Annotated in this window: 18 protein-coding genes, 1 tRNA gene and 2 pseudogenes; 9 read left to right on the forward strand and 12 right to left on the reverse strand. The window is 75.5% G+C overall.

Annotation, left to right across the window (positions count from 1 at the left end):
• Positions 1 to 87: 87 nt before the first annotated feature.
• Together ACF053_RS08075 and ACF053_RS08080 are read left to right on the forward strand one after the other, a co-directional pair.
• The gene (locus tag ACF053_RS08075; RefSeq protein ID WP_391953072.1) at positions 88 to 2,631 is read left to right on the forward strand and encodes a phosphoribosyltransferase domain-containing protein; all 2,544 of its coding nucleotides are present in this window, start codon (positions 88 to 90) and stop codon (positions 2,629 to 2,631) included.
• Complete coding sequence (locus tag ACF053_RS08080; protein ID WP_391953073.1) at positions 2,628 to 3,461, forward strand: HAD family hydrolase; 834 nt, start codon at positions 2,628 to 2,630, stop codon at positions 3,459 to 3,461. Before ACF053_RS08075 ends, ACF053_RS08080 begins: the two co-directional genes overlap by 4 nt.
• 131 nt (positions 3,462 to 3,592) lie before the next feature.
• Here the strand turns inward: ACF053_RS08080 and ACF053_RS08085 are convergent, their stop codons facing one another.
• Positions 3,593 to 3,814, reverse strand: coding sequence for an FmdB family zinc ribbon protein (locus tag ACF053_RS08085; protein WP_391953074.1), 222 nt, complete (start codon positions 3,812 to 3,814; stop codon positions 3,593 to 3,595).
• A gap of 327 nt (positions 3,815 to 4,141) precedes the next feature.
• Here ACF053_RS08085 and ACF053_RS08090 point away from each other — a divergent pair.
• Positions 4,142 to 4,333: pseudogene (locus ACF053_RS08090) on the forward strand (ATP-binding cassette domain-containing protein); the annotation flags it as partial.
• Between the two features lie 107 nt (positions 4,334 to 4,440).
• Here ACF053_RS08090 and ACF053_RS08095 read toward each other — a convergent pair.
• Both ACF053_RS08095 and ACF053_RS08100 read right to left on the reverse strand, forming a co-directional pair.
• The gene (locus ACF053_RS08095) at positions 4,441 to 5,814 is read right to left on the reverse strand and encodes a hypothetical protein (protein WP_391953075.1); all 1,374 of its coding nucleotides are present in this window, start codon (positions 5,812 to 5,814) and stop codon (positions 4,441 to 4,443) included.
• Between the two features lie 76 nt (positions 5,815 to 5,890).
• Positions 5,891 to 6,616, reverse strand: a complete 726-nt coding sequence (locus tag ACF053_RS08100; protein WP_391953214.1) for a DUF4097 family beta strand repeat-containing protein — start codon at positions 6,614 to 6,616, stop codon at positions 5,891 to 5,893.
• Between the two features lie 202 nt (positions 6,617 to 6,818).
• Between ACF053_RS08100 and ACF053_RS08105 the strand changes: the two genes are divergently transcribed.
• Positions 6,819 to 6,893, forward strand: a tRNA-Val gene (locus ACF053_RS08105).
• A gap of 81 nt (positions 6,894 to 6,974) precedes the next feature.
• Here the strand turns inward: ACF053_RS08105 and ACF053_RS08110 are convergent.
• A pseudogene (locus ACF053_RS08110) lies at positions 6,975 to 7,667 on the reverse strand (tyrosine-type recombinase/integrase); the annotation flags it as partial.
• Between the two features lie 1,083 nt (positions 7,668 to 8,750).
• On the opposite strand from ACF053_RS08110, the gene ACF053_RS08115 reads away from it, so the two are divergent.
• Positions 8,751 to 9,071, forward strand: a complete 321-nt coding sequence (locus ACF053_RS08115) for a 4a-hydroxytetrahydrobiopterin dehydratase (protein WP_391953076.1) — start codon at positions 8,751 to 8,753, stop codon at positions 9,069 to 9,071.
• A gap of 395 nt (positions 9,072 to 9,466) precedes the next feature.
• Positions 9,467 to 10,030 (forward strand): RICIN domain-containing protein, encoded by a 564-nt coding sequence (locus ACF053_RS08120; protein ID WP_391953077.1) that lies wholly within the window; start codon positions 9,467 to 9,469, stop codon positions 10,028 to 10,030.
• A gap of 208 nt (positions 10,031 to 10,238) precedes the next feature.
• On the opposite strand, the gene ACF053_RS08125 is transcribed toward ACF053_RS08120, so the two are convergent.
• Complete coding sequence (locus tag ACF053_RS08125) at positions 10,239 to 10,538, reverse strand: DUF2087 domain-containing protein (RefSeq protein WP_391953078.1); 300 nt, start codon at positions 10,536 to 10,538, stop codon at positions 10,239 to 10,241.
• A gap of 76 nt (positions 10,539 to 10,614) precedes the next feature.
• On the reverse strand, positions 10,615 to 11,550 hold the full coding sequence (locus ACF053_RS08130; RefSeq protein WP_391953079.1) for a peptidoglycan recognition protein family protein: 936 nt from the start codon (positions 11,548 to 11,550) through the stop codon (positions 10,615 to 10,617).
• A gap of 392 nt (positions 11,551 to 11,942) precedes the next feature.
• Between ACF053_RS08130 and ACF053_RS08135 the strand changes: the two genes are divergently transcribed.
• Positions 11,943 to 12,290, forward strand: coding sequence for an endonuclease VII domain-containing protein (locus ACF053_RS08135; protein WP_391953215.1), 348 nt, complete (start codon positions 11,943 to 11,945; stop codon positions 12,288 to 12,290).
• 463 nt (positions 12,291 to 12,753) lie between these two features.
• Here ACF053_RS08135 and ACF053_RS08140 read toward each other — a convergent pair whose 3' ends face one another.
• A complete protein-coding gene (locus ACF053_RS08140) occupies positions 12,754 to 13,236 on the reverse strand; it encodes a hypothetical protein (protein WP_391953080.1) in 483 nt (160 codons plus the stop codon).
• Positions 13,237 to 14,400: 1,164 nt separating this feature from the next.
• Between ACF053_RS08140 and ACF053_RS08145 the strand changes: the two genes are divergently transcribed.
• Positions 14,401 to 14,475 carry a 50S ribosomal protein bL37 gene (locus ACF053_RS08145; RefSeq protein ID WP_391953216.1) on the forward strand — a complete coding sequence of 25 codons (75 nt, stop codon included), beginning with the start codon at positions 14,401 to 14,403 and terminating at the stop codon, positions 14,473 to 14,475.
• Positions 14,476 to 14,494: 19 nt separating this feature from the next.
• On the opposite strand, the gene ACF053_RS08150 is transcribed toward ACF053_RS08145, so the two are convergent.
• Positions 14,495 to 15,043, reverse strand: coding sequence for a flavoprotein (locus tag ACF053_RS08150; protein ID WP_391953081.1), 549 nt, complete (start codon positions 15,041 to 15,043; stop codon positions 14,495 to 14,497).
• Positions 15,044 to 15,252: 209 nt separating this feature from the next.
• Between ACF053_RS08150 and ACF053_RS08155 the strand changes: the two genes are divergently transcribed.
• Positions 15,253 to 15,513, forward strand: coding sequence for a DUF2277 domain-containing protein (locus tag ACF053_RS08155; protein WP_391953082.1), 261 nt, complete (start codon positions 15,253 to 15,255; stop codon positions 15,511 to 15,513).
• Here ACF053_RS08155 and ACF053_RS08160 read toward each other — a convergent pair.
• The 4 genes from ACF053_RS08160 to ACF053_RS08175 form a co-directional block, all read right to left on the reverse strand.
• Positions 15,467 to 16,090 carry a DedA family protein gene (locus ACF053_RS08160; RefSeq protein ID WP_391953083.1) on the reverse strand — a complete coding sequence of 208 codons (624 nt, stop codon included), beginning with the start codon at positions 16,088 to 16,090 and terminating at the stop codon, positions 15,467 to 15,469. The two genes, ACF053_RS08155 and ACF053_RS08160, sit on opposite strands and share 47 nt — an antisense overlap.
• A gap of 135 nt (positions 16,091 to 16,225) precedes the next feature.
• Positions 16,226 to 16,669: a DoxX family protein gene (locus ACF053_RS08165; protein WP_391953217.1), complete on the reverse strand. Its 444-nt coding sequence runs from the start codon at positions 16,667 to 16,669 to the stop codon at positions 16,226 to 16,228.
• Positions 16,670 to 16,731: 62 nt separating this feature from the next.
• Entirely contained in the window at positions 16,732 to 18,711 is a 1,980-nt protein-coding gene (locus ACF053_RS08170; RefSeq protein WP_391953084.1) for an FAD/NAD(P)-binding protein, read from the reverse strand.
• A 39-nt stretch (positions 18,712 to 18,750) separates the two neighbouring features.
• Complete coding sequence (locus tag ACF053_RS08175) at positions 18,751 to 20,496, reverse strand: alkaline phosphatase D family protein (protein WP_391953085.1); 1,746 nt, start codon at positions 20,494 to 20,496, stop codon at positions 18,751 to 18,753.
• Between the last annotated feature and the right edge of the window lie 109 nt (positions 20,497 to 20,605).

Consider the following 20,605-nt stretch of genomic DNA (forward strand, 5'->3'; position numbering starts at 1 on the left):
GCCGGGGCTGCCGAACCGGCCGGGGCTCCCGAACCGGCCACCGGCCACCGGTACCCGACAGAGAAGAGGCACGTCATTCACAGCGCGGTGTGGACCGGGACATGGGTCGCCGAGAGACTCGGGGTCGAGCTCGCCGCACGGCGGGGCGACGACGAGGGACTGCGCGGCCTGCTGGGGCTCGCCCTGCGGGACAACCCCAAGCGGGCGCACCTCCTCGTCTCCTCGGTGCTCGGCAAGCACGTGCCGCAGAGCCCGGCGGTGGTCCGGAGCACCGGCCACGAGCTGGGGCGCCGCGTCCGCGCGCTGCTGGGCGACGCGGAGGCGCGGCGGGCGGTCGTCGTCGGGTACGCGGAGACCGCGACCGGCCTCGGCCACTGCGTCGCCGACGGGCTGGCGCACGCCCCGTACCTGCACTCCACGCGCCGTCCCGTACCCGGGGTGGCCCGGGCGGCAGGCTTCGAGGAGTCGCACTCCCACCACACCTCGCACCTCCTCCTCCCCGAGGACCCCGGGCTGCTCGCCGGGGCGGGGCCGCTGGTGCTGGTGGACGACGAGTTCTCGACCGGCAACACCGTGCTCAACACCGTGCGGGCGCTGCACGAGCGGTACCCGCGTGACCGGTACGTCATCGTGGCGCTCGTCGACATGCGGTCGGACGCGGACCAGGGCCGGCTGGCGGAGTTCGCCGAGGAGATCGGCGCCCGCGTCGACCTGGTCGCGCTCGCCGCGGGAACGGTACGACTGCCCGAGGGCGTCCTGGAGAAGGGCCGCGCCCTCGTGGCCGCCCACACGGTGCCCGCGCCCGTCGTCTCCGGCGACACGGGCGCCGTACGGCGGGTGGACCTCGGCTGGCCGGCCGGGCTCCCCGACGGCGGCCGCCACGGCTTCACCCCCGCGCACCGGGCCCGTCTCGACGCGGCGCTCCCGGCGATGGCGGCCCGCCTGGCCGCGGCCCTCGACCTGCCCGCGGCGCCGGCGTCCGGATCCGTGCCCGGTGCGGCCAGGCCCCGGTCGGTGTCCGGTGCGGCCGTGCCCCCGTCCGCGATCCGCACCGACGCCCCGGCGCCCGGGCCGGTCGCTCCCGCGGGGTCCGGGGGGCGCCGCCCCCGCGTCCTCGTCCTGGGCAGCGAGGAGCTCATGTACGCCCCCCTCGCCCTGGCCGCCGCCCTGGAAGACCTCGCCCCCCACGCCGACGTGCGGTTCTCGACGACCACCCGCTCGCCCGTCCTCGCGGTGGACGACCCCGGCTACGCCATCCGCACCCGCCTGGTCTTCCCCGCCCACGACGACCCCGCCGACGGGCCGGGCGACCGCTACGCCTACAACGTCGCGGGCGCCGGCTTCGACGCCGTCGCCCTCGTCGTCGACTCGACCGGCGACACCCCGCCGCTCCACGCCCCGGACGGCCTGCCGGCGCAGCTCGCCGCGCACGTTCCGCGCGTCGTGCTCGCCGCCGTCCCCTCGTACGTACCGGAAGGAGCGGGCATGCTGCCCGACCCCCTGCGCGGACCCGCGTTCTCCTCCTACGCCCCCGAGGAGGTCGGCTGGCTCCTCCAGGACCTGTCGGACGTCGAGCTCGAGGCGCCGACCGAGGAGCGCGAAGAGGCCATCCAGAGCGGCGGCGCCCACTACGCGGAGTCCCTGCCCGTCGAGTACCAGCCCAGCGACCGGTACCAGAAGCTGTTCCACACCGCCCTCGACGGCTCCGCCGCCCGGATCGCCCACGCGGTGGGCGTGGTCACCGAGACCGTGCTCGCCGAACGGTCCCCGCGCCCCGTGCTGGTCTCCCTCGCCCGGGCCGGCACCCCCGTCGGCGTGCTGATGCGCCGCTGGGCACGCCACCGGCACGGGCTGGACGTGCCGCACTACGCCGTGTCCATCGTCCGGGGCCGCGGCATCGACACCAACGCGCTGCGCTGGCTGCGCGCCCACCACGACCCGCGGGACGTCGTCTTCGTCGACGGCTGGACCGGCAAGGGGGCGATCACCCGCGAGCTGGCGGCGGCCCTCGCCGACTTCCCGGACTTCGACCCGGAGATCGCCGTCCTGGCCGACCCCGGCTCGTGCGTCCGCACCTACGGCACCCGCGAGGACTTCCTGATCCCCTCCGCCTGCCTCAACTCCACCGTCTCCGGCCTCGTCTCGCGCACCGTCCTGCGCGCCGACCTCGTCGGCCCGCACGACTACCACGGCGCGAAGTACTACCGGGAACTGGCGGACACGGACGTCTCCGTCGCGTTCCTCGACGCGGTCGCGGACCGCTTCGACGAGGTCGCCGGGGCCGTCGCCGCGGACGCCGCCCGGCTCCTGGCCGCCGACCGCACCCCCACCTGGGAGGGATGGGCGGCCGTCGAGCGGATCAGCGAGGAGTACGGCATCCACGACGTCAACCTCGTCAAGCCCGGCGTCGGCGAGACCACCCGCGTCCTGCTGCGCCGCGTCCCGTGGAAGGTCCTCGCCCGACGCGGCGCCGGCCCCGACCTGGACCACGTACGGCTGCTCGCCGAGCAGCGCGGCGTACCGGTGGAGGAGGTGGACGGCCTGCCGTACACCTGCGTCGGGCTGATCCACCCGCAGTACACGCGGGGCGCGACCGGCGCCGACGGCCGGGCGGCGGTGACCGCGCCGTGACCACCGCCCGGCCCACGCTGGTCGCCAGCGACCTCGACCGCACGCTGATCTACTCGACGGCGGCGCTCGCCCTCACCGCCCCCGACGCGGAGGCCCCCCGCCTGCTCTGCGTCGAGGTGTACCAGGGCAAACCGCTGTCGTACGTCACCGAGACGGCCGCCGAGCTGCTGGCCGAACTCGCCCGCTCCGCCACGTTCACGCCGGTGACCACCCGCACCCGCGAGCAGTACCGGCGCATCCGGCTGCCCTGCCCGGAACCCCGGTACGCGATCTGCGCGAACGGCGGCCACCTGCTCGTCGACGGCGAGTCCGACCCGGACTGGCGGGCGACCGTCGCGGCCCGCCTCGCCGACGAGTGCGCCTCCCTGGCGGAGGTGCGGGCGCACCTGCTCGCCGCCGCCGACCCCGCCTGGTTGCTCAAGGAGCGCGTCGCGGAGGACCTCTTCGCGTACCTCGTCGTGGAGCGCGCCCTGCTGCCGGACGGCTGGCTCGCGGAGCTGGCCGCGTGGGCGGAGGGCCGCGGCTGGACGGTCTCCCTGCAGGGACGGAAGGTGTACGCCGTGCCGAAGCCGCTGACGAAGAGCGCCGCGGTACGGGAGGTGGCCCGCCGTACCGGGGCCGCCACGGTCCTCGCGGCGGGCGACTCGCTCCTCGACGCGGACCTGCTGCTCGCCGCCGACCGCGCGTGGCGGCCGAGCCACGGCGAGCTGGCGGACACCGGCTGGCGCGCCGGGAACGTCGAGGTCCTCGCCGACCGGGGCGTCGCGGCGGGGGAGGAGATCCTGCGCCGGTTCCTGGCGGCGGCCCGCCCGGTCCGCGCGGCGGCCTGACGAGGCCGGCCCCGGCGCATCACCGTCCGAGGCGGGTATCACGGCGTGGCGGCGGGTCCGGCGTTACGGCGTAGGGCCACCGTTTCCGGCGGGAGCCCTGCCGGAAACGGTGGCCGGTGGCCGGTGGCCGGTCAGCCGCAGCAGCCGCCTCCGCAACACCCCCCGCCACCGCCGCCGCCTGCGGGACGAGCGGGTGCGGACGCCGCCGTACCGCCGACCGCGACCGTCGACAGCAGCTTGACCGTGTCGTCGTGCCCGGCGGGGCAGTCGGCGGGGGCGGAGGATTCCGCCATGGGGCGGCTCAGTTCGAAGGTGTCGCCGCAGGTGCGGCAGCGGTACTCGTAGCGAGGCATGCGCACAGGTTATCGGCCGGGCCCCCGCCCCGGCACGGCCGCGCGGCGACCCGGTACGGCTCGCGCGCGGCGACCCGGTACGGCTCCGGGGCGTACCGCCCGGGACGCGGGGCCGCCGCGTGCGGTGACGGCCTTGCACAGCCGGGACCTGGCCGCCGGGCCCGGCAGCCGGTGGCAGCAGTCGGAGCAGCCGGTGGCGGCAGTCGGAGCAGCCGGTGGCCCGGCAGTCGGGGCAGGCAGCGGGCCGGGCGATCGGACCGCGCGGCCGGAGCCGAGCCGGGAGGCCGATCAGGCTCCGGTCGGGCCCGGGACAGGCCCCGGTCGTGCATCGGGCCGGGGCCTGTCCCGGGCACCGTCACCGGCTTCCTCGGGCCCAACGGCGCCGGCAAGTCCGCCACCCTGCGCATGATCCTCGGCCTCGACGCCCCCACCAGCGGGCACGCCACCGTCAACGGCCGCCCCTACGCCGCGCACCGGGCGCCGCTCACCCAGGTCGGCGCCCTGCTGCAGGCGCGCGCGGGACAGGCCCCGGTCCGGCGTCGGATCGGCCCGGGCCGGGAACAAACCCGGGTCGGGCATCGGTCGGCCCCTGGGGCGGGCCCGCGACAGGCGCGGTCAGGCATCGGTCAGGCGCCGCCCGCGCCCCCGCCCCGCTCCTCGCGGATCCGTTCCACGACCCGCCCGACCGCCGCCCGTACCGCGTCCGTCTCGATCAGGAAGTGCCAGTAGTCGGGGTGCCGCTCCTCCAGCCCGCCGACGGCCCGCTCCAGACGGGCGACCGCGTCGTCGAGCGGCCCGGCGTGCCGGGGGTCCGGCGTGTGGCGCCCCTCCATCGCGAGCCGCTGCGCATCGCGGATCGTGAACCGGGTGCGCTCGATCTCCTGCTGGGGGTCCTTCGACACGGCGTCGAGCCGCCGCAGCCGGTCGCCGGCGGCGGACACGGCCTCGTCGGTGGCGTTGAGCAGGGCCCGCACCGTGCCGAGCAGGGCCGTCGCGTCGGGCCAACGCTGCTCCTCCCGCGCCCGCGCCGCCTCGGCGAGCTTCGCCTGCGCCCGCCCCACGCTCTCGGCGGCCTGCGCGGGCACCGTCTGGAGGTCCTGCCAGCACGCCGCGCTGTAACGGCGGCGCAGCTCGCTCAGTACCGGCTCCACCGAGGTGGCCCGGTGCGCCAGGGCCTCGGCGCGCGTCCGCAGCGACACCAGGCGCCGGTCCGTCTCGGCGGCCCGCTCCGGCAGCCGCTCGACCTCCGCCCGTACCGCCTCCGCCTCGCGCAGCACCCGGTCGGCGCGCTCCAGGGTCTCCGCGACGCCGTGCCTGCCGGCGCCCTCGTTGAGCCGGGTCAGCTCGGGCGCGAGGGCGGCGAGCCGGGCCGCCGCGTCGTCGGCGCGCAGACCCCGGCCGCGTACGCCGTCGAGGGCGTCACCGGCGGCGCGCAGCGCGGCACGCGCCCGCTCGACCGCCGGGGCCAGCCGCGCCAGCTGCGTCTCGGCCGTGTCGAGGAGCGGCGCGAGCCCCTGCTCGAACCGCTCCAGCTCGCCCTTGACCCGGACCAGCTCCTCCTTGGCCCGCGTCAGATCGGCGCGGGCCCGCACGGCGACGGAACCCTCCAGGTCGACCCGGTCCAGGTCGTAACCGTCGACGGCCTGGATGTACGCGTGGCTCACCTCGTCGATGCGCCGCCCGAGCGCGGCGAACTCGTCGGCGACCCGGCGCGCGGCGGGCGAGGCGTCCACGGCGGCGATCGTCTCGATGGAGATCCGCAGGCCCCGCTGCGCGGTGTCCAGCTCGTAGAACGCGGCCGCCGCGTCGTCCTTCGCGGCCTGCGCGTCGGCCCGCTGGCTCTCGGCGCGCCCACCGCCGAACCAGCGCCGCGTGCCGCCCGCGCCGCCCCCGCCACCCCCGGCGAAGCTCGCCGCCGAGGCGGCGACCAGCAGCGACAGGGGCAGCAACACGAGGGCGAGCACATCGTTCGTGTACCGCCGTGTGCCTGTCCCCGTCACATTCGCTCCCCGTACCGCGCGTGTCCGAACCGACCCGGTTCATTCTCCCACCAGGTACGACGAACGGGAGAGCGGATCAGTTCGCCGTGCGGACCGTCACGTCGCCGTTCTCGCTGCGCGCGGTGACGGCGCGGGGGCTCGCCGGGTCCCGGGGCACGTCGGCGCGGACGTCACCGTTGTCGCTGCCGGCGTCCACGGCGTACGCCCCGGAGCCCGCCGGCAGCTCGACGACGACCCCACCGTTCTCGCTGCGCCCCTCGACCCGGTCCGGCGCGGCGCGCAGACCGAGGTGGACGTCGCCGTTCTCGCTGCGCGCGGTCACGGCCTTCGACGCGGCGCCCTCGACGCGGAGGGTGCCGTTGTCGGTGTGCAGATCGAGCGGCCCGCGGGCGTCCCGTACGGCCAGGTCGCCGTTGTCGGTGCGCAGGGTGAGCGCCGCGGTGAAGCCGTCGGCGGTGACGGTCCCGTTGTCCCCCCGGAGCGTCACGGCCACGCCGCGCGGGACCTTCACCTCGTGGCGGGCCCCGCAGTTCTCGACGAGCGCCTCGCACCGGACGCGCAGGATGAGCGTTCCGTCGTCCATGCGCCAGCTCGCCTCGGGCCCGTTCCCGGCCACGACCCACCCGTCGACCTGCCGCGCCACCTCGACGTCCGCCACGTCGGCCGGCACCAGCTCCACGTCGGAGTCCCCGGCGTCCACGGTCAGCGTCGCCCCGTCGAACGGGAACGCCTTCCGCTCCACCGGCGCCCCCGCCACGTCGACACCCCCGCAGCCGGCGACCCCGACCGCGAGACACACCACCAGCAACGCGCGGACGGTACGACGACGAACACGATCTGCGACCACGACGACTCCCCCGGAAACGACCACCGACAACGCCCTCACGGTACGGCCGGCCCCACCCGCCCACGATCCGGCGGCCCACCGCCCGGGGGTGGGGCCAGCCCCCGCAACGGTTTGCGAACCCCACCGGTGCGCGATGTACGCTGTTGCCTCACTCCACGGGTGCGTAGCTCAGGGGTAGAGCGCTGCTCTTACAAAGCAGATGTCGGCGGTTCGAAACCGTCCGCGCCCACCAGCGAAAAGACCCCCAGCCGACGACGGTTGGGGGTCTTTGACATCCGGCTTCGACATCAACGGCGCCGGTCAACGGCGCCGGTCAACGGCGGCCAGGGCGCCTCCTGAGCAGCCGGTCCATGTGGCTGACGGCCTCACGCTGGGTGTCCTGCACGACGTGCGTGTACACGTTCATGGTCACGGCGATCTGGCTGTGACCGAGGATCTCCATGACGACGCGGGGCGCGACCCCGGCGGCGGTCAGCAGCGAGGCGCAGCCGTGCCGGGCGTCGTGCAGCCGGATCACCCGAAGGTCGGCGGAGCGGGCGACACGGGTGAACGACCGGTACAGGTTCCGCGGCTCGATCGGCCGCCCGGTCCGGGTGGTGAAGACATAGCCGGTCTCCTCCCACGCGGCGCCGGCCTTCTCGCGCATGGCCAGCTGGCGGAGGCGCTGCCAGCGCAGCGGGGCGATGCAGATGGCGGGCAAGGGAAGGGTCTGCTTCCGGCGGCGCCCCTTGGGATCATCCTCGTAGGTCTCTCCGCCGACTCGCTGTCGCTGGGTGCGGACGCGGATCTCCCGCCGGTCGAGGTCGACGTTCTCCCAGCGCAGGCCGACGATCTCACCGCGCCGGAAGCCGAGGGCGATGGCGAGGACGAAGGCCGCGTAGAGCGGATCGGTCCGGGCGGCGGCGAGGAAGTCGAGCGTGTCGTCCAGCGACCAGGGCGACAGGTCACGGGCCTCCACCGAGGGCGGTTCGACGAGCGTCGCAACGTTCCGCGTGACCACTCCTTCAGGGGCCGTTCGCCTGCGGTGGGTGTGGGATTTGAACCCACGGTGACTCGCGCCACGACGGATTTCCAAACTGGTGCCTTCGCCACGACCTGGAACCTGGCAACACGGGGCCGGCGCACGGCACCTACAGGGAAGACGCCCAGACGACAATCCCGATGGGAGTGAGGCCGCATAGGAGGCCGAGGCCCAGGCATGCATAGGCCAAAGCCTTGAACGCCTTGTGTCTCTGGGCTCGACATGCAGCAAAGCATGTGAAGCTGACGACGGCGAGGCACGGGAGGATGATGAAGAAGAACCCCAGCGCTGCCATGATCCCCCCGATCGTGCGGCCGCCGTACAGCAGGAAAGTAGCAACCACCGTAACCACCGCGACCGCAGTCGCCCGCCACCGCCCCCATGCAGCCGCTCGACCAGCCTTGCAGACCTCGGCGACCTCCCGCCCGTAATGCGCATCGAGGGGGCGACTGACATCCACAGCTGACATCCACGACGCCGGACGAGAGCGTATGCGAGCGCTCCCGTCCGGCCGCAGCAATGCCCAGGCCACCCCGCCAAGATCAGCTCGAACTTACACAGCAGATGTCGGCGGTGCGAAAGCGTCCGCGCCCACCCCCACGAAGGCCCCCGGTCGATGACGGCCGGGTGCCTTCGCCATGCCGGTCCGGTACGGCGGAGTGGCCGCTCGACGGCGTGAGGACGACCGGCGGGGACGCTCCCGCCTTGCCGGGGCGACGCTCCGACCAACACGGACCCGGACCGGTGGTCGGACGCCCGGGGGCGGACCAGTGGACCGCCAGGTCGTTCGTCTGCGTGGAGGTGGATCGAGCCGGAGCGGCAGGCAGTGCGTCGTGCTCGGCGGGCTCCGCGCGGTCGGGGCCTCTCGTCTGGGGACCGAGGAGTCGCCGAAGTGGTCGGCGTGGTCGAGGTGGTCGGCCTCTGCCGCGGGGGCAGGTCCTTGGCGGGGAGCGGCGTGGGTGGCAGGCTGCTTGGGGCCGTGGTCGAGCCGCACGTGGGGGTGCAGTCCCGGCGCGACGGCTGGTGGGTCAGGCAGGGTCAGGGGGCTTGCACAGGAGGGGAGTTGGCGTGGGGGATGTGCCGGTGGCGTTGACGGGCGCCGAGGTCGACGTCGCGCTGCGGGAGGTGCCGGGGTGGCGGCGGGTGGGCAACGAGATCAGCCGGTCGTACGCCATTGGGTACCACGGCGGTGTGGCGATGATCGTGCACGTGGCGGACGTCGAGCGGGCGGTCGGGCACCACGCCGACATCGACCTGCGGTGGGGGCGCGTCCGGTTCGGGATCACCACCCATGACGCCGGGCACCGGCTCACCGCCGCCGACTTCGACCTCGCCGCGCGGATCGACGCGGTCGCCCGGGCTCACGGCGCGGAACCCCTGGACGTCTGAGCCCGGGGCGGGGAGTGACGAGGGGCCCTCGCGGGACGCGGGACGCGGGTCGTGGGACGCCGGTCTTGGTCGTGGTCGCGGTTGCGGGGGTATGGGCGGGCGCTGATAGTGGGAAGGCGGCCGCGCCCTCATACGCGGCTCCTCGGCGGGCCGTTCGTGCGGCGCCGGGGTGTGGACCCGGCTGCCGGACAGCCGGCCACAGCGACGGGAGTCCTGGACGGGGAGCCACTTCGCCGATCGGCGGATCCGGGGCGGCGGTGCCGCTTCGCAGCTCCACCGCTCCACATCCGCCGTCGGGCGGTGTACCGCCGGTGTGTCGCCGTCCCCACGGACGGGACGGACGGCCGCGTCAGCGCCCTTCCGGCACCCCCGCAGGATCCGAGAGGAGCACTCTCATGCGCATGTACACCCGGGCCCGCCGCCTCCTGACCGTTCCCACGGGTCTCGCGGTCGCGGGCGTCCTCGTCCTCCCCGCCCCCGTGGTCGCGCAGCCGGCCCCGGACAGCGCCGCACGGCTCGCGGGGAACGGAGCCGTCCAGATGATCGACGTGCAGACGCGCAAGTGCGCCACCGTGGCCGGAGGGACGTCGACCGAGAACAACGTCGAGCTCGTCCAGTTCACCTGCGACACCCACCCCTCGCGCCGCTGGCGGCTCGCGAACTGGAACGGCAACTCGTACCAGCTCGTCAACGTCGGCACCCGCAAGTGCATGACCGTCGCCGGCGGCGTCTCCCGGGAGAACAACGTCCAGCTCGTGCAGTTCACCTGCGACACCCACCCCTCGCGCCGCTGGCGCGTCGTCAACTGGAACGGCAGCTCCTACCAGGTCGTGAACGCGGGCACTCGCAAGTGCGCCACCGTCGCCGGCGGCACGTCGACCGAGAACAACGTCCGGCTGGTGCAGTTCACCTGTGACACCCACCCTTCCCGCCGCTGGACCCTCCGCATCGCGGGCTGACCTCCGGGTCTCCGCCGGGCACACCGCGGGCCCCCGGCCGTACGACACCGACGGCCGGGGGTCCGACATCGGTCCGTTCCCGTGACCCCGCGCACGGGTCCGTTCCCGGGGAGCCCGCGCACGCGGCGGGAGGCGCGCGGGGTGACGGCGTGGCGCCCGGAGCCGCCGCCCGGCCGGTGCGGTACGGCCCCGACGTACGCGCGTGGGCTCAGGCCGTCGGCGGGAGGGTGGTGGTCGCCGCGCGGTGGTATGTGCGGCCGTCGCGCGTACGGGACAGGTGACCTGCGACGACGAGGTAACGGCGGAGTGCCGAGCAGTCGTCGTGGACCGTGCGCAGCGCCTCGTTCACCTCCGGCTCGCTGTACGGGCGGCCCTCCTCGAAGAGGGTTTCGGTGAGGTGGGCGAGCAGTTGTTCGCGGCGGGCCGGCCGGCGGGGGATGGCGGTGAGGCGGCCCGATCCGTCGAAGAGGGCGGACACGCCGAGTGACGAGGTCGTATGCGCGGACATGGCCGCAGCCTCGCAGCGGGTCCGCCCGCCCCGCAACGGGTTTACCCGCCCGTGGCGGCCGGGGACCGCCGCGGGTTCACAGCTTCCAGAACGGCCCCGACACCGCGCGGTGCAGCAGCCGCACGGGGCGGCTGTCACGGGTCCTCGCGCGGACCATGAAGCGCAGGTGGCGGCCGGCTCCGACGTCCGCCGTGCACGCGAACTGGTGCCCACCCGGGCCGTATCCGCGGACCGGCAGGTGCAGGGAGCGGTCGCCGCCGTTCTTGTCGGTCGTGTAGAAGCAGCCCTCCACGACGGTGTCGGGAGCCGTGGCGTCGTCGAGGACGAGGTGGACGACGGTGTGCTGGCGGACCGGGCCGACGAGCAGGACGGCGGTGCGGAAGGAGAGCCCGGTCCAGTTCCCGGACGTGAGCTCCATGTCGGTGGCGTTCGACTCGTGCAGCATCTCCGGCACGGGATCCTCCTCGGGCGGTAAGGGTGACGGCGACTGGTTGGCGCGGTTGACGATGCCGGGGAAGACGACCTTGCGGAACTGGTTCACGCGGGCGTCACCCGGGCAGGACGTCCCGCCCGACGACCACGCGGAGTGCAGCCGGTGGTAGCCGTAGCCGGGATCGCCGGCGGAGCGGCAGATCCGCAGGGGCAGGCCGTGCCGCTGGTGCAGCCACACCCCGAGCCGGATCAGCTGCTCGATCTGCCGGTCCGTCCACGGGTCGGTGTGCTTCAGGTTCGACGCCGTCTCGATGGAGACCGCGCCCGTGCCGTCCGGGCGGCGGTTCGCGGCGTAGTTGGAGTCGGCGCGGGTCTCGGTGCCGATGTACTGGGCCAGATCGCCCTCGTAACCGAGCCCGAAGTGGGATTCGAGCGAGCTGGTCTTCCAGTACTCGTAGAGCCGTTGCGCGGTCCACGGCGCAGCAAGGCTGTGCAGGATGAACTGCGTCGGCCTGATAGCGGGTTGCTGATCGCTTTCAGGCTGAAGCTCCAGCTTCTTCGCGAACGGGCACCAAGCCATCAGGGTGCCTCCTTCTGACTCGAACACATTTGTTGGGTGATGTCGACTTGGGCGAGTTCATCTGCACTGTTGAGGGTTGCGACCGCCCGGTACGGGTGCGTTCCCGGGGGTGGTGCGCCATGCACTACCAGCGGTGGCAGCGCCATGGAGACACAGGACCTGGGATCGCGCATCGGGTACATGGCAGCGCGGCAACGGAGTCCCGACGGTGCGAGTTTCCCGGATGTACGCGGAAGTACATCAGCAAGGGGCTGTGTGCGAGCCACAATTGGCAGCGCAGCGTGGGACGTGAGCTGACTGCCCTGCCGGACCGGCGGTCCGCCAGACCTCATGACCGAAACTCGCGGGGCGAGAAGCAGTGCCGCACCTGTCTGCTCTGGCTCCACCCCGACATGTTCAACCGGAACGCCAAGGCCAAGGACGGATTGCAGGGGAACTGTCGAAGCTGCGGAAGGGACGTGCAGCGCAAGGCGCTGTACCGACTGCCCCCGGGCCGCTACGCGGAGATGCTGGCGAGTCAAGGGGGCGTGTGCAGCATCTGCAAGCAGGCCGACAGCGAGGGGCTCGCTCTGTCCGTTGATCACGGTCATGACTGTTGCCCGGGTTCTTCCGGCATCTGTGGGAAGTGCGTCCGCGGTCTGCTGTGCCGGGCGTGCAACCACGGACTCGGGAACTTCCGTGATGATCCGGAACTCCTGCGCGCCGCAGCGGCGTACCTCGAGCGGTATGCCTCCCGGTAACCGCTCGAGGTTCCTTCCCGCCCCTCGCTGTCGCGCCAGTACTCGTACATGCGGCGCGCCGTCCACGGGGCCGCGACGCTGTGGAGGATGAACTGGGTTGGCCGGATGGCGGGTTGTCCGTCCGACTCGGGCTGTAGTTCCATACGCGTAGCCCCTGGATACCAGGCCATCCGTTCCTCCTTGGGGCGTGCGGTGGTGCTCGTGGCGGGGGGCGGGGCCCTTGCAGCGGGCGCCTGACAGTGAGTTGCCCGGCATGGGCGGTCGTCACGCGGCCCGGCGAGGAATTGCCACGGAGGAGTACGGCGCGGGGGGAACGACTGTTCACCGGTGGGCGGCAGGGCTGATCGCCGGTGCGGGGTACGGGCGTTCACCTGATGGTGGGCGCGACGGGTCACCGATGCGTGGTGCGGCGCCCGGCCGGGGTGGTGCGGTGGTACTCCGTGGCGCGGGGGCGGGCCGTGGTTCAGCGGGACCAGCGCGCGGTCCCGTGCGCGTACCCGTACTGGCGGCCCGCCGCGTACCCGCTCGTGCGGAACGGCCGTCCGCCGTCGTCGATCCGCAGCGCGCCGCGCCGGTCCCCGCTGCTCCCGTCCACCGCGAGGTACCACTCGCAGTCGCTCCACTCCGCTTCGAGGTGCCACTCGCAGCCGCACCGCGCGGCCGTCGCCTCCAGGCGCACGACGAGCGGGTCGTCGACCCGCACCCGGTACGGGAGCCGGGTCGGGGGCAGCGGCCGTCCGCCGTCCGACCCGTCGGTGGGACGCGCCAACGGCCGCCGGGCGTCCGGGTCCAAGGCGTGGAAGGCGGGCGTCGGCATCCCGCCGCAGCCGTCGTCCATCGCGTACGCGCGCCACTCCAGGGGCGCCCGGCGGGCCACCACCCGCGCGGACGGCCGCTCCACGACGACGGTCGCGGTCCGGTCGGCGGCGGTGAGCTTCGCCCGCACGATCGTCCGGCACGGCGACGCCGTCCTCGCCGAGGCGGCGCGCGAGGGCCGCGGGGCAGGCTCGGGCCGGTGCGCCGTCCGCCGCTGCCCGCGGTTCACCCGCGACCCGACCGTCGCCCGGTGGGGGCCCGACGGGAGGGCGCCGCCCGGCGGCTCCGCTGCGAGCTGCGCCCGGTGGCGCGGCGGTGGACGGGCGGCGCGGCCGTCCGGATCCGCCAGCGCGGGAGACGGCGGGGGTGCTTCCGGCCTTCCGCCGCCGTACCGCCGTGCGGCAGGTCCGAGTCGCGGGGGGAGCGGCGGGGTGGCGGGCCTCCCAGGTGGGTGGCCGGGGGCGGGCCGGTGGGTGGGGTCCGTGAGTGGCCCGGGGGGTGGGGCCGCGGGCCCGGGCCGCGGGGCGGCGGACGACCGGTGCGGGCGTGCCGGATCGCGGGTGTACGCCCGTGCCACGGCGCGGCGGCGCACGGCGCGCCGCCGCGCCGTGCCGTGCGCCCGGCCCCGCGCCCGGGACCCGCCCCTGTGATCACCGCCGCTCCGGAGCGCACCGGGTCACGCCGGGTGCGCCTTCCCCCGTCCGGCACGGCGGGCGCACCCTGCTGACGGGGACGAGGGGGGACGAGGAGAGGCGGGTACGGCATGGCGCGGACACAGGACAGGTGCGGGGCGGTCACCAAGCAGGGGTGGCGGTGCCGGCGGTTGGCGATGGTCGGCGCGGCCGGGTGCCATCTGCACCGGGCGGACTGGGCGACGTACGCGATGGACCGGCTGCGGCAGACCGCCGAGCGGTCCGGCCGGCCGGGCGCGGCGCAGGCCCCGGCCGAGCAGGCCGTCGTGCCGGTTGCCCGGGCCGTTCCGCGGGTCCCCCGGCAGGTCGTCGGACCGGGGGGCCGGTCGACGACCCAGGCGGGGGCCGGGCAGGCCGCTCGCCCGGCCGCAGGAGCGGGGGCAGGACCGGGTGGCGGGCCGGCTGCTCGCGCGACGGCGGGAGCGGGGGCAGGACCGGGTGGCGGGCCGGCTGCTCGCCCGGACGCCCGCCCCGCCGTCGGGTCGTCCGTCCCGGGGGGACGGGAGCGGCGCGCTGGTGCGGGAGCGAGCCCCCGAACCTAGACTGACGGGTGCCCGGAACGCCCGGGTACGCCCCGTTGTGGGGCGGGAGGGAGGTACGCGATGTCGAAGCGAGGCAACAAGCGGCGCGCCCGCAAGGGCAAGAAGGCCAACCACGGCAAGCGTCCCAACACCTGAGCGGCTCCGCCCGGCGGCGTCAGACCGCCGGGCGTGCGGCCTCCACCGCGTCCAGGGCCGGACCCCACGCACACCGGTCCGGCCACTGCGGGCCGGGCACGTCCGTCGTGGGGCCGCCCTCGCCGTGGAGGACCACCACCCCCGCCGACCGCAGCGTCTCCAGCGCCCTGTCGAAGCGGGGGTGCCGTGCGTGTGCGGCGCTCACGCACGGTACGGCCACGGTCGGCACGCCCCGGCCGGCGCACTCGGCGGCCACGCCGACCGCGAACGTGCCGGTCAGGCCGAGCGCCCAGGCGTTGACGCTGTGGAAGGTCGCCGGGGCGAAGAGCAGCGCGTCCGCCGCGGGCCAGACCTCCGGTTCGCCGGGTCGGGGGTACGCGCCGCGCACCGGGTGGCCGGTGAGCGCGGCCAGGCCGTCCAGGCTCGGCTCCAGCCAGTCCGCCGCGGTGGGGGTCAGTCCGAGGCAGACGTCCCAGCCGCGCGCCTGGGCGTCCTCGATCACACCCGCCACGTCGAACACGGGCAGGGCGGCGGAGCAGAACAGGTACAGGGTCCTCGTCGCGATCATGGAGCTCATCTGATCACATGCCGGACGGGTGCATCCTGGAGTCGGGACCCCTTCCGGCTGTCTGGCCGCCTGGGCGTCCCGCAGCCCGCCCGCCCGACCGTCGACGGCCCCGGAGCCCGATGGCCCCGGAGCCCGATGGCCCCGGAGCCCGACGGCCCCGGAGCCCGACCGTCCGCCGTTCACCGCCCGCCCGAGGACCGAGGACCGGTATGTGCCGCAGCATCAAGACCCTCCGCCCGCCCGTGCTGCCCGAGGAGGCCACGGAGGACGACATCCACGCCGCCGCGCTCCAGTACGTGCGCAAGGTCTCCGGGTTCCGCGCGCCCGCCGCGCACAACCGGGAGGTGTTCGACCGGGCCGTCGCCGAGGTGGCCGGGGCGACCCGGCGGCTGCTCGACGACCTGGAGGTCCGGGGCGCCGCCCCTAGGAAACGGGAGCCGGAGCCGGCGCGGGCGCCGGGCGGCGCATGACGTACGCGGCAAGGCTGCCCGCCAGGAACAGCGCGACGACGGAGACCGCCGCGCTGAACCACGTCGCGCCCAGCCACTGGCCGCCGAAGTAGCCGAGGCCGACGCTGTACGAGGCCCAGGCCACCCCGGCCAGGACCGACCACGGCACGAACTCGCGCGCCCTGCGCCGGGCCGCGCCCGCGCCGAGCGACACCACCGACCGCCCCGCGGGGGCGAACCGGGCGATGACGACGAGGGCGCCGCCACCGCGGCCGAGGGCCGTGCCGAGACGTTCCTGCGCGGTCGTCAGCCGACGGGAGCGGGCGATGGCCCGGTCCAGGCGCGGGCCGCCCCGCCAGGCGAGGCGGTACGCGGCCAGGTCGCCGAGGACGGAGGCGGTGGCCGCGCACAGGGCGAGGGCGACGAGCGAGACGCCCCCGGGCGCCGCCGTCGCCGTGGCCGCGGTCGCCGCGGTCGCCGCCGTGATCACCAGGACGCCGCTGGGCAGGAGCGGGACGAACACGTCCAGCAGCACCGAGGCGGCCACCGCGGCATAGATCCACGGGCTCGCCGCCAGCCACCCCACGCTCTCCAGCACCTTTTCTCCCCGCTTCACCCCTGAGAACCGGAACAGCGTACGCCTCACGGCTCCCCCCGACGCACCGGAGGGCACGGGGTGGTGACCCCGTGCCCTGCGCCGCCGCCCGGGTGGGGGCGGGTGTCCGGACGCGGGTCAGGCGGCGACCGTCGCGCGGGCCCGCCCGGCCTCCTGCTCGCGGGAGCGGAACAGGGCGTCCAGCGCCAGGGCGCCGGGGCCGGTGAAGACCAGCAGCAGCAGGGCCCAGCAGAACAGGGCCGCCGTCTCGCCGCCGTTCTGCAGCGGGAACAGCGCCGACGGCTGGTGCATCTTGAAGTACGCGTAGGCCATCGCGCCGGAGGAGACGAAGGCGGCGGTACGGGTGCCCAGGCCCACCAGGATCAGCGCGCCGCCGACCAGCTCGATGACGGCCGCGTACCAGAACGGCCAGGTGCCGGCCGGGACCGTGGCGCCGCTGCCGTTCGCCCCGCCGAGGACGCCGAAGAGCTTGGCGGCGCCGTGGCAGAGGAAGAGCAGGCCGACGACGATCCGGAACAGTCCGAGCGCGTACGGCTGGGACTGCTGGAGGCGGCTGGTGATTCCGGGCATGGGGGCTCCTTCGGCGGGGGGACGTGACCGACGAGCCACCACGTTAGGCGCGCCTAAGGAGTACTTGCAAGTTCAACATTCGGCCGTCTCCCGTACCGGGGCGGGAGCGCGGGCGCCCTCCGGGTCGCCGCGCGCAGGGCGCCACGGGCCACCGCGTCCGCGTCCGACAGGGTCACCGAGTCCACGCCCGGCCGGGCGCCCGCGGCCGTCACCCAGTGCACGCCCTCCGTCGGCACCCCCAGCGCGAACCGCCGCGGGTGCGGGACGCCCCGGGCGTCGACCAGGTGGTACGGGCGCCCGGTGACGTCCAGTCCGCCGGTGTCGTAGCCGTCGACGACGTGGGTGCGGCAGCCGCCGCTCGCCAGCAGGTGCGCGAGGAGCGCGTCGTCCGCGCGCCGCAGGTCGGGGTGGGGCAGCCGCGCCTCGATCAGCGTCGTCGCCGCGACCGCCGAGCCCGGCACCCGGGGCGACACCCCGACGAACGCGCCCGGCTCGTCGCGGACCTCCATGCCCGGGCCCACCACGTCCAGGACTCCCGCCTCGACCAGCGCGGCCATCTCCTCGACGCGGCGCCGGGGAGGACCGATCGACAGGAACGCGTTGAGCGGCGTGTACCGGCGGTCCAGGTGGTCGCGGCGGGACCCGCCCGGCAGCCCGGCGTGGTCCACGACCGCCCGCACCTCGTTGCGGATGTCGCGCAGCACGTCCAGCGCGGCCTTCACGGGGCCCGAGACGTTGCCGAGCGCCGCCTCCGCCGCGTCCGCGCGCAGCCGCTCCAGCAGCCAGGCCCGGTGGGCGGCCGGGGAGCGGAACGTTTCTCCCGCCGCCGGGTCCGCGACCCGCTCCCAGCACCAGCGGTCGGCGGGGTCGACGCCGTACGCGTCCAGGGCGGCGTCGCGTGCGGCGCCGTCGCGGAAGGCGAGGAAACGGGAGCGGAAGCGGGACGTGTCCCGCTCGCCCCGCCGGCGCAGCAGGGCCTCGTAGTAGACGGTCTCCACCTCCAGCTCGACCAGTGGCCGGATCTCGCCGTCGAAGTCCGGTGGGTCGCCGCCCTCGGCGCGCTTGCGGAACGCCTCGACGACGTCCGGGGTGAGCAGGAGCGGCCGGTGCCGCCGGGACGCGCCCTTCTCGTTGTCCCCGCGCGCCTGGTACGGCACGCCGCGCCGGGACCCGGCGTACAGGCGCGGCTCGCGGCCGGAGGGGCGGTACGTCAGGGTCCCCGCGCCGTCGCGGACGAACCGGCCGCCGCGTCCTTCGGTGAGCAGCGCCATGTGGTCGAAGAAGGTGAGGCCGAGGCCGCGCAGGAGGACCGGTTCGCCGGGCGCGAGGGGGGAGAGGTCGAGGTCGGCCGGGTTGGCGGGCGGGAGGTGGCGCAGGCCGTGCCGGGCGGCGTGCGCGGCGAGCCGGGTCCGCTCCGCGTCGGGGGTCTCCGGCAGGTGCCCCTGGGCGAGGACCACCGCGCCGAGGCCGGTCAGCACGGTGCCGTCGTCGAGGGTCAGCCGCTGCCGCGGGGCGTCCTCCCCGGCCGCGCCGGGAGCGGGCGCCTCGTCCTCCAGGCGGACCGCGCGGGCCCGGTGGACGTGGACGGCCGTTCCCGGCGGCGCCCCGCGCAGGGTCCGGGCGAAGGCCCACGCCAGGTACCGGCCGTACAGCGCCCGGGGCGGGTAGTCGTCGGGGCCCAGGGGGTGGCCGTGGGCGACCGCCCACGCGTGGAGGCTCGGGCCGGGGCGTACCGGGCCCTCGCAGCGGACGCTGTCGTCGGTGAAGACGGTCACCTGGCAGGCGACCGTGTTCATCAGCAACGCGCCCGCCTGGTCGGTCCGCCACACGCGGCCCGGCCCGGCGGGCGAGGGGTCGACGACGTGGACGACCGGAGCGGCCCCCGGGGCCAGTTCCGGAACGGAGGCGCAGAGCCTCTCCAGGACCGACGTGCCGCGGGGACCGGCGCCGACGAGGGCTATGGCAGGGGGGACGGAGGACAAGACGAAGACTCCCGGAGGGTGGGGCGGGAAGCGGATCGTGCGGGCCATCATGCCCCTCCGGCGACCCCGCCCGAACCTCCGGGGTGAACGTTACCTTCCGTGAATCCGCGCGGACGTGACCCGTTCACCGGGCCGTTCGTCCACCCACGCCCGCTCGTGCACGGTCGTCAGACCGCCGCCCCTACGGGCGCGTTCCAGGCGCAACCGCGCGCTCCGCCCGTGCAGGGTCAGCGTCATCAGCTGGTTGCCGAACCACGGGCCGCCCGTCCTGGCCCAGCCGGTCTCCGCCGCGCCCACCCGGCCGTGCCGGGCCAGCGCCCGCCCCAGCCACCGGCCCGCCCGGCTCCAGCCGAAGCGGAATCCGAGCCGCAGGACGTACGGGATGCGCTGGTGGACCGGCGAACAGGTCAGTTGCAGCACCCGCGCGCCGTCAGCCGCGGCCGGCTCCCGCTCGGGCTCCGCCACGTACGCGTGGTGCACGTCCCCCGAGAGCACGGCCACCGTCGCCGGGGCGTCCGGGCCCAGCGCCGCGTCCGCGAGCAGCCGCGTCAGCCACGCGAACGACGCGGGGAACGCCGCCCAGTGCTCCAGATCCGAGTGGCGGCGCGCCGACTCGCCCACGCGCGCCCAGCGTTCGCCGCGCTCGCCCCGGCACAGCGCGGCGTTCCACCGCTCGGCGTCGTGCACGAGCGGCGGCAGCAGCCACGGCAGCGCACTGCCGACCAGTACGTGGTCGCGGTCCTCCCGGCCGGCCAGCACCTGCTCGCGCACCCAACGCGCGTCCTCCTCGCCGAGGATGGCCCGCTTCTGCTCGTCCAGCACCCGGCCCGCGCGCGTGTCCACCATCACCACCCGCGTGCGCCCCAGGTCGCGCCGGTAGCTCCAGCGGATCCGAGCCGGGTCGACGTCCGCCTCCTCGGCGAACCGGCGCAGCGCCGCCGTCCCGTCACCGGCCGCGCACACCTGCGCGTAGAGCCGGTCGGCGGCCAGCTCCGCGGGGGAGAGGTTGCCCAGGTGCTGGTGGACCCAGTACGCCATCAGGCCGCTCGTCAGGCGCTCGCGCCACCACGGGGTGCGGCGCATCTCGGAGAGCCAGGAGGCGCTGGTGTTCCAGTCGTCGATCACGTCGTGGTCGTCGAAGATCATCATGCTGGGCACGGTGGACAGCAGCCAGCGCACCTGCGGGTCGAGCCAGGACTCCCGGTAGAGGCGGGTGTACTCCTCGTAGTCGGCGACCTGCGCCCCCGGGGGCTCGGAGAGGTCGCGGCGGGCCGCCAGCCACCGCCGGGTGTCCTGCGACGGCCGGTCCGCGTACACCTGGTCGCCCAGCAGGAGCAGCACGTCGGGGCGGTCCGCCGCCGGGTCGGCGGCGAGCCGGGCGGCGAGCGCCCCGAGGGCGTCGGGCCCGGCGGGCCGCCTGCCGGTCGCCCCCGTCGCCGCCCAGCGGCACGAGCCGAAGGTGACGCGCAGCGGCTGGTGGGCGATGCCCGGCCCGGCGTCGGCGCCCGGGGTGCCGGGGACGGAGAGGGTGCTCGGCGGGAGGGGCGAGCCGGGCGGCGGCCAGACGCGGTGGCCGTCGAGCAGCACCTCGTACGCCGTGGTCGTGCCGGGCGCCAGACCGGTGACCGGGACGAGCGCGTAGTGGTGGCCGGCGACCTGGAAGGTGCGGGCGCGGCCGCCCGCGCCGTCCGCGCACCGCACCTCGGCGGTGCGCGGCCGGTCCGCCTCGATCCAGATCGTCGCGGTCGGCGCGTACGGCTCCCCGTCGGCCGTACCGGCGCCGTCCGGCCACTCCACGTACCTCAGCAGCGGTCCCAGCCGCAGTCCGGCACCCATGGCCCGGCCCCCCTCCGTCACCCCGCCCGTACGGTACGGGACCCGTACGGTACGGGGCGTGGGCGCGGCAGGCCATCCGCCGTGGTGGCAACGGGGGTTGGGCGCGTGG

The organism is Streptomyces kanasensis (assembly GCF_043077165.1).
GTDB lineage: Bacteria > Actinomycetota > Actinomycetes > Streptomycetales > Streptomycetaceae > Streptomyces > Streptomyces changanensis.

Excerpts from the sequence above, each read along its gene's own strand:
- ACF053_RS08085 (WP_391953074.1), bottom strand. The coding sequence starts at position 3,814 with ATGCCTCGCTACGAGTACCGCTGCCGCACCTGCGGCGACACCTTCGAA.
- ACF053_RS08120 (WP_391953077.1), top strand. The coding sequence starts at position 9,467 with ATGCGCATGTACACCCGGGCCCGCCGCCTCCTGACCGTTCCCACGGGT.
- ACF053_RS08125 (WP_391953078.1), bottom strand. The coding sequence starts at position 10,538 with ATGTCCGCGCATACGACCTCGTCACTCGGCGTGTCCGCCCTCTTCGAC.
- ACF053_RS08130 (WP_391953079.1), bottom strand. The coding sequence starts at position 11,550 with ATGGCTTGGTGCCCGTTCGCGAAGAAGCTGGAGCTTCAGCCTGAAAGC.
- ACF053_RS08135 (WP_391953215.1), top strand. The coding sequence starts at position 11,943 with ATGTTCAACCGGAACGCCAAGGCCAAGGACGGATTGCAGGGGAACTGT.
- ACF053_RS08150 (WP_391953081.1), bottom strand. The coding sequence starts at position 15,043 with ATGATCGCGACGAGGACCCTGTACCTGTTCTGCTCCGCCGCCCTGCCC.
- ACF053_RS08155 (WP_391953082.1), top strand. The coding sequence starts at position 15,253 with ATGTGCCGCAGCATCAAGACCCTCCGCCCGCCCGTGCTGCCCGAGGAG.
- ACF053_RS08170 (WP_391953084.1), bottom strand. The coding sequence starts at position 18,711 with ATGATGGCCCGCACGATCCGCTTCCCGCCCCACCCTCCGGGAGTCTTC.
- ACF053_RS08175 (WP_391953085.1), bottom strand. The coding sequence starts at position 20,496 with ATGGGTGCCGGACTGCGGCTGGGACCGCTGCTGAGGTACGTGGAGTGG.